This is a genomic window from Halobacteriovoraceae bacterium, from assembly GCA_020635115.1.
Taxonomy (GTDB): domain Bacteria; phylum Bdellovibrionota; class Bacteriovoracia; order Bacteriovoracales; family Bacteriovoracaceae; genus JACKAK01.
The window spans coordinates 40740-57170 of the sequence record JACKAK010000005.1 but is presented as its reverse complement, the minus strand read 5'-3'; the positions used below and the strand labels follow the sequence as shown (position 1 = coordinate 57170).

Sequence of the window (16431 nt, the reverse complement as noted above, 5' to 3'; positions counted from 1 at the left end):
CGCTACCTGTACTATAAGATTCTTTTTAAAGAGGGAAATTATATGAATTTAAAGCTTTATATTTTATTTATTGTATTTTTATCTATTAATACATTTGCAAATGATGAAGACAAAAATAAGACAGAAAGAAGTGAAAATATAACCCTCGAAGGTGAATACACTGTAGATGTCGAAAATAAAGCAGACACAAGGTCTGATGAAGAGGTTCTATCTACAAATTCAAAAGATATTCAGGCAGATGTCTCAAAAAGTAATACTAAAGAAGATCTCTTGACACAACTGAAAGATGGAGAGCTTAATTTTAATAGAAAAGCTTCTCAAAAATTACTTAAACTACGTTACAGTGATGATGGTGTAACAATGGGGCAATCTACGCAAAAAAATATTCTTGAATATTACACTCAAATCACAAAAATATTATTTTCTGGAAAATATAAAATTCAAAGAGCAAATTGGGCAGCTAGTTATCTCCTCGATCATTTAAATGAAGTTGTTTTAAAGGCCGTTAGGGATGCTTTTAAAGAAAATAGAATTAAGGATTTTTTCTTAGATCTGATATTCAAAAATCAAATGAGAAAGATTATTGCAACAGAACATGAAAAAAACAAAACTGAGAAAGTTCAATCGTTTGAAGAAAAATTAGAAAAATTTGAAGAAGAAAAGGCCTTAAAATCTGAACAGGATCGAATAAGGGCCGCAGAAATTGCACTAGAAAAAGAACTTGAGGTTGCTCGTAGTCAACTTATCAATAATGCAACAAATCTTGGGACTCCTACAAAGAGCAAAGAGTTGTTTGACCAAATTTTAGAATCAGCGCAAAAGCAAAAAATGGAGAAATCTAGAATCGACTATATTACCGAAAAAGCTATAAATGATCCAAACATTTATTTTTTAACAGAACTTTTAAAATCTTTGGAGTCAGGAAAATTAAAAGATAATTTTTGGACAGATATAAGCTGGTTCGATTTCAGTTTTAAATCGAAAATCGATCGTTTGGCCCAATCAGCAAAGACCAGAGTTCAAAACGAATTAGCAATTGCTAGACAAAAAAAGCAAGAAATAATTGATAATGAGAAGAGCATTGAAGAGGCAAACAAAGAAAATGTGCAGTTTGATCTAGCAAGGATTGATGAAGAGAAGCTTAAAGATGAATTAAAAATAATGAATGATTCCTTGTCTAAGATTATTTCAAGTGAACGAGTTGGCAAATTCTTTAAAAAATATCAATTCGATTATATTCAAGCTAAGTTTTTCAATACTTTGTTGACTGAACAGAAAATTGAAGCCGATAATTTTCATCAGGCAGCAAAACTATCTCTAAGAATTCGTAACGAACTTGATGCTGAGATGGCCCTCGAAATTGCAAGCAAGAGACCCGATAGAAAATATTCAGAATACAACAACAAAAATTTTACAAAAGCAATGAATGCTATAATTAAATATGAAAGAAATCATCGTACTTACATGGCCAGTCTTTGTAAGCATATTCTTGTCGCCCTTGATGAAAAACAATTAGTGATATTTCTAAATGGGAGGCGATTTAAAAGGCTTGCTGAAGAGGTCCATTTTAACGAGGGATATTTAAATAGTGTTAAAATTTTGATGAATTATTTTTCTCCAACAAAAGCTTTTATCTATGCAAATAAGCTTATCTCACATGATCAAGCAACTTTCTTAGATGAACTGAAAAACGATAATAAAAAGTATGAATTAACTAAATTTGCCAATTATTTAATCAAATATCCGGAGTTTGTGAAAACTAAATATGACCTTCTGAAATTTGAAAAAATTATAGCAGATACACCATACTCCAGAGTGACAGGACTTAAATCTGAAAGAGATATCGAGATTCTCGAAATATACCAAGATAAAAAACTAGATGTTAATCACTTTAAACGAAGATTTTTATCTGGAGATCATGAAACATCTGAATTTTTAAAATTAGCAGAGGAATTAAGTAAAAACAAAATCGACATTCAACATATGAAAAATCTAGTTTACGCAAGTGAATTTGAACAAGAAAAAAATGAAGAACTTAAAGTAATATGCGAGAAAACTAATCTAGATTATGATGAAACTAAAAGAATTATCTCTTCAGCAAATCTTGAAATGAGTGATAGTGCTTATATTGTTCTTCGCAAACTTTTAAGTTTAGAATTTGACTCAGGTGTAATGAAAAAATCTTTTGTGATCACTGTTGATACGATGGATCTTCTACTCAAAGGTTTTAAATCTCCTGGTTCTGAAAAAATGTATGAAGAAATCATCAATATTGATAAAAATTTCATTAAAAAATATTTTAAACTTATTTCATACTCAGATGTAAGTGACCACACTCGGTTTGTTAGACTTAGAGAAGCGAAGTTATCTCCAAGTTTTATCCTTGAAAAAATGGCCACTGCTCCTAGAGATGTTGAACTTATTGAACTTGGCGTTGGGGCATCTGATGTTATTGCTAAATATTTGAGTTCAAAACCTAAGTATATTAAACTATTTTTAGATACAATTGGTTCATTTCAAACGGCCGAAGCGAGAAACGCTTTTATTGCAATTTTTCATAAAAAAGGCTCCTACGATAAAGCGCAAAAATATGTAGGACTGCTAAGTGCTCATCAGTTTAATAGACTAAGTATTGCTTATATTCTTGATCTGGCCCTAAAAGGTTACCTTGTAATGCACATCAACGTAAAGATAAAGTCTAAAGCTCTCTACTATAATGCAATTATTGATATGAATCCTAATCAAATTAATATCGTAGATGCTTTTTATGAAAGAGAAGACAAGTATAAAGAAAGTATTGTTGAAAATAATATCGAAGCAATTAAGGCCTTAGTTACAAATATACCAGCTGTAGACAATATGGGAATTACCTCGGCCTTAATTTCACTCATCAAAGATTTGGACAATAATTATTTCGAAGTCATGGAAATGGGAATTATTATTGCTAATTTAGAAACAGTTGAGCAAGTAAGGCTCTTTGAAACTCTCTATAATATCAAAAAATCCAGTAATCTTGACATTAAACAATTTAAGTCATTATTTAATAGAAATATTAATCCAAATGCACTCAAATCAATTGAGTCTGTGAGTAGAAAAGGATTCGAATTTATTCCAGATATTGAACTTTATTTAAGTTTAAATTTGCCTGAACAAGCAAGAATTATAGAACGTTTTTCTGAGTATGAAATTAATCCTTCAAAATACTTAATAGATATAAACAAGATTGGAAGCTATGAAAGCCAATCTGAAAAAATAAAGTGTATCGAAACAGCTCTTGAATTTGCTCTGCCTGTTTATTATAACAAGGGTTTATTAGAAATCATACTTGATCATATATTAAACCTAGAGGACATGGAGCAAGAAAAACTCTATGAACTCGCCCTTCATTCTTATGGTGATAAAGAACATTTAGATAAACTTTCTCAATCTTTAGACTCCATTCGTGATGTTGGTAAAGATAAAAACAAAATAGAAATTTTGAAACTCTTTATTGGAGGTAACCTCGAATTTAAAACATTAAAATCTTTTCTAGGTTCAAGAGAAGTAACATCTGGGCAAGTTAAACTCCTTCAGCAATTTCATGAAAAAAGGGATACGGCCCTTATCAGTTCTATTACAAGACTAGAATCTGAAAGCGTTTTAAGTTACTTATTAGAATTAGACATTCTAAAACCTATTTTAAGGGATGATATCCAGGCCCTAGATGATCACGAAATTGAGAGGCTTGAAGAACGTGTTCGTGGGGAAATTCCTTTAACAAATATTTTAATTAGTCCTGAAAATTTTAGAGATGGGCAAGTTAAAAAGGCCAGAAATGATGCACAGAATAAGCTAATTGAAATTCTAGGTGATATTCAGTGCGAAAGAATAATGAAAAAGTAAAATAAATACATATTAAAAAAATTAACAAACACAAGCAGCTGGATTGAGTAAAATTTTTGACTTTAAAGTTAAATCCACGACTTAGGCCTCTTAATATTTGTATAATTTTGGATAGTTATCATTGACATTTACTGTCAAAATCTTATATACTCCCTGTACTTTTTACGGCCCTAATTGTTTAATTGGGCACAGTGCGGTATAAGTAGTAATGTGCGACTGGCAACTGAGGTAAGAGATATGTTTGAAATTGGTGATTATGCTGTTTGTCCTGGACATGGTGTAGGGCAAGTTGTTGACAAGGTTGATGAAATCTTGGGCAACGCCAGTATCTCTCTTTACGTCGTAAAAATTATCTCTGATGGCCTAATCGTGAGGATTCCGATTAGAAGTAGAGATGGTATCAGAAAACTTGTGACTCCAGAAGAAATTTCAGAGGTCTATGGACTACTCAATAACCATGATGTCAAAGTTGATAATTCTACATGGAATCGCAGACATAGAGATTATCTTAATAAAATTAAAACAGGTTCACTTCTTGAAATAGCTGATGTCCTGCGTTCTTTGTTTCTCTTAAAAGAGCAGAAAAACTTGAGCTATGGCGAAAAAAAGATGCTTGGGCGTTGTAAGGATCTACTCACTGAGGAAATTGCCCTTTCTAAGGGCACAGGAAAAGACGAAGTCGATCAAAAAATAGAATCTATCTTCACATTGTAATAGAATTCAGATATTAGTTTAGGGCCCTAAATAAAAAATTACCTTTAATTTTAACTCGGTAGGTCTTTTAATGCTCAATATATTCTGGATCAATTTTTTAATATTATTCCTTTCTACTACTTATGCCAACACCGATAAGAAACTTTGCAAAAATTCGACTCAAATCATTTTAGAAAATAATGATCTACCATTCATTCAAAAAGATATGGTTAAAATCGTCTTGAACCATGAACAAATTGATCAGGCGATAGATAAAGGTTGGCAAAAACATGCGACAGAAGGAACTTCAGTTTTATCCAGATTAAATCGAGCACGAATGCACCTTCATCAAAAGCTTTTAATGAAATTTTCTCGCAATGGAGAACTATTTCAATATAGTAATCCAGATGATGAAACTGCGATGATTGCCATGGTTTATGCAGGAAGATTTGATTCTGTAAGTAAAATAAAAATGCAAGATCGACTTGATGATCTTACAAAAATTGATAACGTTAGTGTTGATGACGTTGTAAAAATTGTTTCTAATTGGAAGGACGAGTGGAATAACTTTATACCAATTAAAACATCTTTTTTCCGTAGATTAGAGAGTAATAGACAAATCATCGATCAACTTAGAGAAATCAAAACACAAACTTCAACTCAAAAGCAGTTATTCAATAGATTACGTGATAAAAATAGTATCTATAAAACAAAGTATCTTGGAGTGAGTGGTGAATTTATTAAACCAATCACATTTGAAATTGAACGAATTGATGGGCATAAAATCTCAAAAGTTATCAGATATGTTTATGAAATCGACAAAGAGATAGATGAACTTGTTACAGAGTCTTTGAAAATTGATAACACTTTTATAACCAGAATGTTTTTTACAAATAAAAAAGGTAGCCTCTCTGAATTAAATATAAGACAAGGATTTCTCTATAGAAAGCTATCTATGGTAAATGATGCCCTCATAGAAATTGCATTAACTTATCAAGAAAAAGGCCAAGACATACCCGCTGAGCTAGTTACTGAAATTAATGGACTGACTGATATGTTAGGGGATCATCTCCTCAATAAATCACTCCTGGCCTATATTACTTTGGAGACTCATCTCGATAAAATTCAAGATCCAAAACTTTACGATCTACTCCATGAATTAAGTTTGAGATTTCAAAAAAACTTTGGTGATAATGCACATATCGTGGCCAAAGAAATTGAAAAAATTATGACAGATAAAAGTATTATAATTCCTGAAGAAACCAAAGTTACTCTTAGTAATGTATTCAATATTCTTGATAAATTAAGACGAATTAGACCAAGCTATAAAAGCATGGATGAAGTCTTGAAAGAAGAAAATAAGACAGAATGGAAATACCTCAAAATGGATATTAAAAAACGTGAAGAATACTTATTGGCCTTACGTTTTTATAGTGCACTGACGACAAAAGATAAAAATCGACTTGGTCTAAATAATCTCAGTGCAGGGATTAGGTTTTTTAAAACGACACGTTATGCAATGTTCATGGGAGTGGGATTAACAGGAGTTGACTCAATTATTTATGCTTATCAATTCTATCGTTTTTATGAAGTTGAACGTGAGCAATGTGTAAATAAACAAACAGAGCTAGCTTTCTTTAAATGCTCACAGAAAATAATAAATAATGCAATTGTTGAAAATGATGAATTAGGTGCAATACTTAAAGAATTTGGAGTGAAATCGCCAGAATATGAAAAGAGATTTAATGAAATGCTCGAACAAGAAATTCAAAAACTAGCGACAGAAAGAGTTGCGTATTTAAATCAAAAACAAGCACAGGATGAATTTAAAGAAGACGTTAAAAAACGTTTAAGAAAAGCTATTTATGAAAACCCAGAACTTTCCCAAAGACCTGCAGATGAAGATTCATGGTTTCCATTTCCTCCTGTATGTGAAAATGAGGATGAGTGTGACAATAGAATTGACCCCATCCTAGGGCCAGAAGAGCCAATTGGAATTTTACCTATTACCCCAATCTATCTGCCAACAGTTCCAACTCCTGTTATTCCTCTTAATACACAAGAGATGGAGTTTTTAGCAAAAAAACAAAAAGATAAATTGGTTTCAGATAAACAAAATTCAAAAATATTTGAAGATATTCAAATTTCAAAAGTGAGTGAGGATGAAACAGAAAAATCAGTTAAAATAAGAAAACTTACTTGGCTTTATCAAAGTTATCTGATGGCCTATGGAGAGTTATATTTACATGCAGACAATTTAAATGATGAGATTAAAAAATCTACATTTAGTAACAGTGAAAAAATAAATCAATTGCGCTCTTATAATATTAAACTCGCTGAACACTATGAAAATTTAATTGAACTTAAAGAGAATGTTCGGAAATATTCACTTGATCTTGAAAGCGATCCTAAAGATGATAAGATCAATATATATTATACAGATTATAAAAGACTTACTCATGAAATTCTAAATCTTAACCAGGAGTACCAACAAAAACCTTGGTACTTGAATTCTCCATGGTATGGGCCATTTAATATGTTACCCAGACTTAAAAAAGGTATTCTAGAGTTAATATTTTAGGTCAATATGAAGCAAAAATTTGAATTAGTTTCAAAGTTCTCTCCATGTGGAGATCAGCCGCAGGCCATTGATTCTTTAGTTAATGCTTTTAGCAAGGGTGAAAAATGTCAAACCCTTCTTGGAGTAACTGGTTCAGGAAAAACGTTTACAATGGCCAACGTTATAAAATCTCTTGGAAAAAAAACACTTGTTCTCGCGCATAACAAAACCCTAGCGGCCCAACTTTATGCTGAGTTTAAAGAATTTTTTCCGAAAAATGCTGTAGAATATTTTGTCTCGTACTATGATTATTATCAGCCAGAGGCATATGTACCAGGAACTGATACATATATAGAAAAAGATTCTTCAGTAAATGATGAAATTGATAAGCTTAGGCATAGCGCGACACGTAGTTTGCTCGAAAGAGATGATGTCATTGTGATTGCCTCTGTTAGTTGCATTTATGGACTTGGTTCACCTGAAGACTATGAACAGATGAAAACGACCTTATTTGTAGGGCATGTACTAGATAGAACTGCGTTTTTAAGAGAGCTAATAAGTATACAATATCAAAGAAATGATATCGACTTTTCACGTGGTTGTTTTCGAGTTAGGGGTGATATTGTTGAAATTTATCCGGCCCATGAAGATTCTAATATTATCCGGGTAGAGTTTTTTGATAACGATGTTGAATCGATTTCGATTGTGGATCCTCTGAGGGGAAATATAATTCAAGATCTTAGTAAAATCACAATTTATCCTAAATCACATTATGTTGTAGGTGAGCAAAAGTTAAAAGCGGCCATTAAAACCATTCAAAAAGAATTAAGAGAAAGATTAAATTTTCTTAAATTAAACGATAAATTGGTTGAAAAACAAAGACTTGAACAACGTACCCTCCTTGACCTTGAAATGCTCGATGAAATGGGTTTTTGTTCTGGAATAGAAAATTATTCAAGACACCTGACTGGTAAGGGGCAAGGTGAGCCACCTTATACTTTAATTGATTTTTTCAAGAATGATTTCCTTATGATTATTGACGAATCTCATATTTCAATACCACAAATCGGGGGCATGTATCGAGGAGATAGGGCCAGAAAGATGAATCTTGTCGAGTATGGGTTTAGGCTTCCAAGTGCACTTGACAATAGGCCATTAAATTTTGAGGAATTTGAAAAAAAACTAGACCAAGTTCTTTATGTCTCGGCCACACCAGGTGAATATGAATTACAAAAAACTCATGGCGAATATATAGAACAAATTATACGTCCCACAGGATTATTAGATCCATTGATCGAAGTTAAAGATGCATCAACACAAGTGGAGGATGTACTCATAGAATGTAAAAAAACAATTGAAAAAGGCCAACGCGTTCTCATCACTACTCTCACAAAAAAGCTCTCAGAGGAGTTGACTAAATTTTTTAAATCCGCTGGTATGAAAATTCGTTATTTGCATTCTGATATTGATGCACTTGAAAGAATTGAAATTATTAGGGATCTACGTTTAGGAGAATTTGATATTTTGGTTGGGATAAACCTTTTAAGAGAAGGTCTTGATATACCAGAAGTTTCCCTTGTGGCGATACTAGATGCTGATAAAGAAGGTTTTTTGAGATCTGAGAGATCATTGGTGCAAACCATAGGCAGAGCAGCTAGAAATGCAGATGGAAGAGTTATTCTCTACGCATATAAAGAAACAAAATCCATGCAAAGGGCGATGGACGAAACAGCTAGAAGAAGGCAAATACAGACAAAATACAATACAGAAAATGGAATTACTCCACAAACAATTAAAAAATCGATTTCTGGTGGTGTACTTGAAACATTGCGCGGAGCAAAGAAAACAAAAAATAAAAAACGTGGTCTGAGTGGAGAAATTTCACTTGAAAATATTGATGAAAAAATTATCACACTAAAAAAACAAATGAAAGAAGCAGCAAAAGAACTACGGTTTGAAGAAGCTGCTGACATACGTGATCAAATCAAAATACTTACTGAAGCAAAACTGATGGATAAGTTTAGTTAAGAATCGTTATTTATATATTGTAGATATTTCAGTTATAGAAAAAAGTATATTCAATCAAATATTTAAACTATAGATTCAAATTTATGACAAAATATATAATATTTTTTATTATTCAGTTTAGTTGTTTTTCTGCTGAAGGTAATTTAATCAAATCTCTTAAAAAATTTAGAGATGAAGTATACACTCTAAATCGAGGTGTTTTTTACGATTATTATTTTAACAAAAAAATATTCGAGAAACTTCATGCAACATTCGAACATCTTGATGAAATATCACTCAATAAAGCAGAATCTGAAATATTGACTGAAATTCAAAATGTATCTTTTAGACGTTTTTCATCTCTTGATCATAAAATAGCGATCGCGAGAATATATTTAGATGTGTTCAATACAAATCCAAAATTAAAAGATCTCACTATAAAAAATTTGAATAACCATTTTAAGAATCAATTTAACATCGATAGATATGATGAAACTGATGATGGAGCTAGTCATTTACATTCACTTTTGTTTCATACTACAAATAAACCGATCTATATAAGAAAAATATTTTTATTATTGGATGAATATTTTGATTTACCTGAAATTATTTATGTCAAATATATTATGCGGTTAATTTCTCTAACAAATAGTCCTGTATTTGAAGATGTTGTATCTCTAAATGAATCAATTGATGAATTTCAGTTGGAGTATCTATTTAAAAAAAGTCTCAGCGAAATAAGTAATCTTTTTCAATATTCAGAATTGTTTAGTTATTTAAAAACTGGAATTCAAAATAAAAGGGATTTGCAAATCAAAATGGCAGCTCTTACTGGAAGATATGGGGTGTTTTTATTTGCTTTTGGATTTCTTGTAGAAGAGTATTTTTCAATGGCCGAGAACTATTATGAACTTATTCTTTTATTAGAAAATGCTCTTAAGAATAAAACGATTCATTTTAAAGAAAAAGAAATTGAGATTTTTATTAATACTTTCTATCTCCTAGATCCTAATAATTTTTCGGTAGATATATTAGAATCTGAGATTATGCCTGTTGCCCGTTATTTAAATGATTATCAAAAAGGTTTCATTTTAACTATTGCAAAGAAAAAAATGAATGTTTTTAGTATTCATAATTATCTTTGTGAAAATTATTTGCAAAAAAAATGAATAGATTTTATTTTTTTGAGAGGATAAAAAATTCAATTTAGCATCTGTTACATTTTCATTTAAGTCAGAATTATATATTTTGAAAAAATGAACAAAATTCAAAAACATTTATTTCTTAAACTTATGATACTCATTCTAAATTTAGACTTCGCTTTCGCTGATAGCAAATCAATTAATAAACTTGTCGATTTGAAGAATGAAATTTATCAGAGTATTTCTGATGTAAGTCAACCTTATGATATGAATAAGATTTTGCGCGAAAAAATATCACCAGTTATCTCAAGTTTAAAAAATATTAAAATTGGTCGAAGTGAAAGGAGAATTCTTTTTGAAATTCAATATGCTGCCTTAAACAAGTTTAGATCATTAGATATAAAACTTGCGGTAACCAGAGAGTTTTTAGAATTATATTATTACTTTCCAGAATATTCAGGCCTGGCCATATTTACACTCGATTATCATTTGAAAAATATAATTCCCTTTGAGCATTTTTATCAACTCGATCCTTTAGATCCAATACATAGTTTGTTGTTTTTAAAAACCACTAAAAAAGAAGAATTAAAAAAAATATTTACTTTCCTAAATGACAACTTTCAAATCGGCCCAGAAATAAAATTACAGTACATATATAGATTGAATTATTTATCTCGAAAGCCCATATTTGAAGATATCTTTCTCATTATACACGATGTAAGTGATAGTACTTTTGAAGAGTTGTTTGTAGAAAATATTGGACGAATTGATAGTATTAAACATTATTCAGAAGTATTTGCCCTTATTAGAAATACTTTTGAAGAAAATCGTGTAAAAGTAATCAAATACACAGGTTTTGTAGGAAAATATTCTCACTACCTTTTCGTTCATGAAGATCTGATCGAGGAATATTTTTCGATGGCGCAAGATGAAAACGAGTTGAGATATCTATTAAAGGGAATATTGAAAAATGTTCACAATTATATAACTTTAATTGAACTACAAAAATTTGTGGAGGCCTATTTCTTATTGCATCCAGAAAATCTTATAAAAAAAGAGTTCGGATTTAATCATCTTTTTAGAGATGGAGAGTTATCTCCTAAAATTGAATTACTATTAAAAAAAGAAATAAACAATAAGAGAAGAATCTTTTTGCAGAATAAAAAAATATGTGAGAAATACTTCTTTTATTCAAAAGAATAGTAATTTTTTTATAACAAGTTCAAATGGACAAACTTCATAAGTAATTTTGTTATAATTTAAATATTCAAAGTTTTTAGATACATTTAATATAATCAGAAATTTATCTGTCGATGATGCCCTAACAAATGCAAATATATTTTTAGAACTCTCAATTATCTTGAAATAAGAAAAAGGACTGAAAGCTTCTGAAGTTTTACGAATCTTTATAAATTTTAAGAGCTCTCTTTGTATAGACCTACTTCTATCTGTAATATCATCAGGGTAATTTAGTTTTTTTCGGTTAATTCTTCTCTTCATTCCACTTTCCCTTACCCCTTCAATCCAGTTAAGCGTTCCTAAAAAATTATGAATATACATTGCAGGTATTCCTGGTAAAAAAAGTATTATAGCATGGGAATGTACAAGTTTTTTAAAATTACATTCTTCACTCAATTCATAATCATAAAAATAGGATGCCCATGAAATATTCAACTCATAAGGTTGATCAATTCCACTTGAATTCGTTTTGTAACTAACTTGTCCACCTTTATCTTTGCAATATAGGCAGAGTTGTTCTATCTCAAAATTAGATATAATACCCTCTATCCCACGCAAACCAATACCATCATGCGTAGAAGTGAAATTTAAAAAACTAACCACCTCAGAGATATCAAAAGTACTTCTGGCCCAAGTTTTAAGATAATGTGTGTTTTGAAATGTATAGGCATGGAGTATGAGTGGTGATAGTGAAAAATTGTAAACAAGATGGGCCTCATCATCTTCATTTCCTAGGCAAGCTTTATTTTCATGATGGGGCGCATTGCTCTCTGTAATAATAATGGGTTTAGAATTGATCTTTTCGAAGATGGCCCTCACAAATTTCACGAAGAGGTGAGTTTTGGGGTGATGGGAACAATTTGTACCAATCTCCTTCCACAAGAAAGGAACCGCATCAATTCTAAAATATCTGACTCCATGTTTTATATAATTGAATAAACTCTCTAATAGATAGGTGAACATGTCGAGATTTTCTAAATTTGTATCTACTTGATCTGGCCCAAAAGTTGTCCAAACATAATAAAAATCCTCTCCCAACTTAAATCTTGTGAATAAATCACTAGTTCTTGGTCTAGTTACTTTTTGGATATTCTCTTGGAAATGATGTGAATTAAATTCTTTTTCTGTTACAACATGGAACATATTAACATAGCGAAAATCACCTGTTTTTGCTCTTTTAAAATAGTCACTCTCAGACGAGAGGTGATTAAATACACAATCGGCCATCATGGGAACGCAATAATTATCAAAGTTTTCCCAATTTCCATATTCTTTACTAACTTCATGATAATTTAAGGGAGCAAATCCATCGTCACTTGACCATGGATGAAAAGGTAATATATGAACAGCACTTATTTCACTTTCAAGTTCATCGCGAATATACAAGTTTAAGGTTTCTAGGGGATTACTTTGTTTAGAATTGAATTGATCAGGATAAGCAATTAACAGACAGTCATCCTGTGAAAATACATTTCCAGTAAAAGATTTTATAGTTTTATTCAAAATATTTATTTGCTCTTCTACATAAGGGACTAAACTCGTAAATTTGGGGTTGAGTTCACTGAGTATTTTAGATAATTCATTCACGCCAAATAATCCTTATATCCATTACATTAGAACCCGTGGGGCCTGTACGTATTATTTCACCATATTTCATAAAATAATTGTAAGAATCAAAATTTTCTAGATATATTTTCATGTCGCTATAATTTTCTTCAGAAAGTTTTGAATTATTTATATAGGCACCAGCGATATCTGTTGGCCCATCCGTGCCATCTGTTCCAATCGAATAAATATGAATATTTTCACCCAATGTCCTACAGGCCACGGAGAGAACAAAATGTGTGTTTCTTCCACCGATCCCATGATTTTTAGGCAGTTCAATCGTTATTTCTCCTCCACTAATAAAAACAGTATTCTTAGTTCTAGGAATATTTTCGAGAATATGATCTTCTACGTTTTCTAGTTGTTCATCATATATTGATCCCAAAACTACCTCAGGGCCATATTCATTTTTGATAATCTGAGCAAGTTCACTCATGAGCTTATTTGCTGATTGGTAAATGCTAAATTTTACATTTGTATCATCTTTTTTTTTTGATTCACGAACATTTAATTTATACTTTTGAAGATATGTATTGATTTTTTTAAGATCCAATTTTTCATATAAGATGGGAGATGAACCCACAATTGAAGGATCATCATTTGGTACATCACTATTAATCAATAAGTAGATATGCTTAGTCTTAATATCTTTTAACAGGCCACCATTTTTCACATCTGAGAGTCCTTTGCGGATCTGATTCATTGAGTTAATGCCTAAACCGCTCTCTAATAACTGATTATGAATAAATTTCAATTTTTCAAAACTAAGATCATCAATGGGATCTTCTAGCAAAGCAGAAGATCCTCCAGAGAGAAAAAAAATTAATGTATCTTCTGTCCCAATATTTGTTAACTCTTGTCTAAATTCTTTAGTATTTTGAAGATTTCGCAGACTTATCAAAGGATGATCGCCCTCCCATTGTAGAATCCTGCTATTTTGTACACTGTGGCCAAGCTTAGTATATGCTATACATTTTTTAATTTCTCTGTCTGGAATTTTACGCTCTATTATACTTAAAGCAGCTTCTACTTCAACAGATGCTGCTTTTCCTAATCCAACCAGAAACAAAGGACTATTTTCTGGACATTCATGGCCAGCAATTATAAGTTTGCCTTCAACGTTTTTGATTATTTCGTTAAGTTTCAAATCAGGTTTGAGTAAATCCAAAATGGATTTTGTTAGATTACTGGCCGTTAGGGGTGTAGTCATGCAACTTCTTTTAATCGATTGGGTGATTGTTTTTATCTATTTATTCTCAATGATAGGTCTAAGTATATATCTATCTCGTGGACAGTCAAATAAAGAAGATTATTATTTAGGCGGAAACAAAAATGGTGCTATCTCTGTGGCCATATCAACAATGGCCACTCAATGTTCAACAACTTCAATTTTGGGTGCACCTGCTTTTGTCGCTTTCTCAATTGGTGGTGGACTCATCTGGCTACAGTATGAATTGGCCGTTCCCCTGGCCATGATTTTTTTAATGGTTTTTTTATTACCACTATATAGAAAATTAAATATTATCTCAGTATATGCTTACCTCGAAAAACGCTTTGATAAGCAAACTAGACTTGCACTATCATTGATATTTCAGGTGGCCAGAGCGGTTTCCACAGGCGTTACAGTCTATGGAATATCACTTGTCTTGTCTTACTGTATGGGAGTAAGTTTTTTAACCGCAGCACTCCTACTTGGAGTTGTGACGATTATATATGACTCAATTGGTGGAATGAGAGCAGTTATCGTTTCTGATGTTATACAGATGATTATTCTCTATATTGCAATTATTTCTGCAATTTTGACTATTGTCAGTATGCTTGGAGGTTTTGATGAAACATTACTTCTGTTTGATTCTCAGAGATTAAAATCATTTAATTTCGGCTCACATGGTTTCAATGGAGATGAATATTCTTTTTTTCCCATGCTAATTGGTGGATTTTTCCTATACATTTCTTACTACGGATGTGATCAATCACAAGTCCAAAGAGAACTCTCAACTAAAAATGTAGATGATACAAATACCTCTTTGTTTTTAAATGGAATTCTCCGCTTTCCCCTTGTTCTTACTTACTGTTTTTTAGGTGTTTGTATTGGAGCATACGTTGTTAAAAACCCTGACTTTATAAAATTATTACCCCTTAAAGACCAAAACCCCAATTATGATCTCTCTGTTCCTGTTTTTGTATTAAATTACTTTCCCAAAGGTCTGGCCGGTCTGGTTATTGTAGGTCTTTTTTCAGCTGCAATGTCATCATTGGATTCTGCAATCAATTCTCTAAGTGCAACATCCATGCAAGATATATTTAGAAGTTATCTGAATAAAGAATTCAATGACAAACAAGAACTTCTCATGTCAAAAATTTTAACTATTTTTTGGGGAAGTGTTTGTACGGTATTTGCCTTTTTTGTTGGAGACATTTCAGATTCAGTGATTGTCTCAATTAATAAAATTGGCTCTCTTGCAAATGGGCCAGTCTTAGGAGTTTTTCTGTTAGGAGTTCTGACAACTCAAACAACAGGTAGAGGGGCCTTAGGAGGGCTTGTTTTTGGACTTTTTGCAAATGCCTTTTTTTGGATATATCTTCCCATGATTAGTTGGGTTTGGTGGAACGTAATTGGTTGTGTTGCCTGTTTTTGCTTTGGACTATTGATTCCCCAAAATAAGCAGAACAAAGACCTTACTGGATTAACATGGATGACTAAAGGAAATGATTTAAATTTGAAGTCACATAAAAAATGGAAAATTTATTATATTATCTTAGTCTTTTGGTTTTTTGGTATTCTAGGTGTTATAATCAGTCTTTAGTGTGTTCCTGCCAATTTTTTACATCTTGGACATACTCAAAATCACTTTTTTGGATATGGTTGATTAACCAATTTTTCAAAAAATCGATAAGAGCATTTCCAATTTTTTCACCATTATCATATTTGACTTTGAATTCTACTACTTGTTTTTTCAAGGCATCATGTTTGAGCTTATGTTCATCTAGACCTGAAAAACCTGATTTCAACATGATTTCTTCTTCGTCACTAAAATGATATTGAGTGTACTTGATAAGCTCTCCGAGAGTTATTTCAACTAGCAAAGACTGTTCTCCATCTGACTCTACTGCACTATGTAAGTCATTAAGAAAACCCACAAGCTTTTTGTGCTGAAAGTCAATAGTGTCAATTCCAGTTGCAAATTCACTTGTCCATGTAACTAGGCCCATATCCTCTCCTTTTTATTATTGTCTCTTATTTTCTTACATATGCAAGTTGTAAATTTTTTGACAATCCAATGATTTTAAAAAAATTAAAAA

General features: G+C 31.5%; 10 protein-coding genes. 7 read left to right on the top strand and 3 right to left on the bottom strand.

Going from position 1 to position 16431, the window contains the following annotated elements; translation table 11 throughout:
* Positions 1-42: 42 nt before the first annotated feature.
* The 6 genes from H6622_08905 (at position 43) to H6622_08880 (ending at position 11487) form a co-directional block, all read left to right on the top strand.
* A complete protein-coding gene (locus H6622_08905; protein MCB9061627.1) occupies positions 43-3882 on the top strand; it encodes a hypothetical protein in 3840 nt (1279 codons plus the stop codon).
* 237 nt (positions 3883-4119) lie between these two features.
* The gene (locus H6622_08900) at positions 4120-4596 is read left to right on the top strand and encodes a CarD family transcriptional regulator (GenBank protein ID MCB9061626.1); all 477 of its coding nucleotides are present in this window, start codon (positions 4120-4122) and stop codon (positions 4594-4596) included.
* Positions 4597-4666: 70 nt separating this feature from the next.
* Positions 4667-7156 carry a hypothetical protein gene (locus H6622_08895; protein ID MCB9061625.1) on the top strand — a complete coding sequence of 830 codons (2490 nt, stop codon included), beginning with the start codon at positions 4667-4669 and terminating at the stop codon, positions 7154-7156.
* A gap of 6 nt (positions 7157-7162) precedes the next feature.
* Positions 7163-9163: an excinuclease ABC subunit UvrB gene (gene uvrB / locus H6622_08890; protein MCB9061624.1), complete on the top strand. Its 2001-nt coding sequence runs from the start codon at positions 7163-7165 to the stop codon at positions 9161-9163.
* Positions 9164-9246: 83 nt separating this feature from the next.
* Positions 9247-10311, top strand: a complete 1065-nt coding sequence (locus H6622_08885) for a hypothetical protein (GenBank protein MCB9061623.1) — start codon at positions 9247-9249, stop codon at positions 10309-10311.
* Between the two features lie 87 nt (positions 10312-10398).
* Positions 10399-11487, top strand: a complete 1089-nt coding sequence (locus tag H6622_08880) for a hypothetical protein (GenBank protein ID MCB9061622.1) — start codon at positions 10399-10401, stop codon at positions 11485-11487.
* Here the strand turns inward: H6622_08880 and H6622_08875 are convergent.
* Together H6622_08875 and H6622_08870 are read right to left on the bottom strand one after the other, a co-directional pair.
* Positions 11476-13110: a hypothetical protein gene (locus tag H6622_08875; protein MCB9061621.1), complete on the bottom strand. Its 1635-nt coding sequence runs from the start codon at positions 13108-13110 to the stop codon at positions 11476-11478. The two genes, H6622_08880 and H6622_08875, sit on opposite strands and share 12 nt — an antisense overlap.
* On the bottom strand, positions 13103-14338 hold the full coding sequence (locus tag H6622_08870) for a DUF4147 domain-containing protein (GenBank protein ID MCB9061620.1): 1236 nt from the start codon (positions 14336-14338) through the stop codon (positions 13103-13105). The genes H6622_08875 and H6622_08870 overlap by 8 nt, the downstream gene beginning before the upstream one ends.
* Here H6622_08870 and H6622_08865 point away from each other — a divergent pair.
* Positions 14337-15935, top strand: coding sequence for a sodium:solute symporter (locus tag H6622_08865; protein ID MCB9061619.1), 1599 nt, complete (start codon positions 14337-14339; stop codon positions 15933-15935). The genes H6622_08870 and H6622_08865 overlap by 2 nt on opposite strands.
* On the opposite strand, the gene H6622_08860 is transcribed toward H6622_08865, so the two are convergent.
* Positions 15925-16341 carry a bacteriohemerythrin gene (locus H6622_08860; protein MCB9061618.1) on the bottom strand — a complete coding sequence of 139 codons (417 nt, stop codon included), beginning with the start codon at positions 16339-16341 and terminating at the stop codon, positions 15925-15927. The two genes, H6622_08865 and H6622_08860, sit on opposite strands and share 11 nt — an antisense overlap.
* Positions 16342-16431 lie beyond the last annotated feature (90 nt).

Coding starts and splice junctions, on each gene's coding strand:
- H6622_08905 (MCB9061627.1), top strand. CDS start 43: ATGAATTTAAAGCTTTATATTTTATTTATTGTATTTTTATCTATTAAT.
- H6622_08900 (MCB9061626.1), top strand. CDS start 4,120: ATGTTTGAAATTGGTGATTATGCTGTTTGTCCTGGACATGGTGTAGGG.
- H6622_08895 (MCB9061625.1), top strand. CDS start 4,667: ATGCTCAATATATTCTGGATCAATTTTTTAATATTATTCCTTTCTACT.
- uvrB (MCB9061624.1), top strand. CDS start 7,163: ATGAAGCAAAAATTTGAATTAGTTTCAAAGTTCTCTCCATGTGGAGAT.
- H6622_08885 (MCB9061623.1), top strand. CDS start 9,247: ATGACAAAATATATAATATTTTTTATTATTCAGTTTAGTTGTTTTTCT.
- H6622_08880 (MCB9061622.1), top strand. CDS start 10,399: ATGAACAAAATTCAAAAACATTTATTTCTTAAACTTATGATACTCATT.
- H6622_08865 (MCB9061619.1), top strand. CDS start 14,337: ATGCAACTTCTTTTAATCGATTGGGTGATTGTTTTTATCTATTTATTC.
- H6622_08870 (MCB9061620.1), bottom strand. CDS start 14,338: ATGACTACACCCCTAACGGCCAGTAATCTAACAAAATCCATTTTGGAT.
- H6622_08860 (MCB9061618.1), bottom strand. CDS start 16,341: ATGGGCCTAGTTACATGGACAAGTGAATTTGCAACTGGAATTGACACT.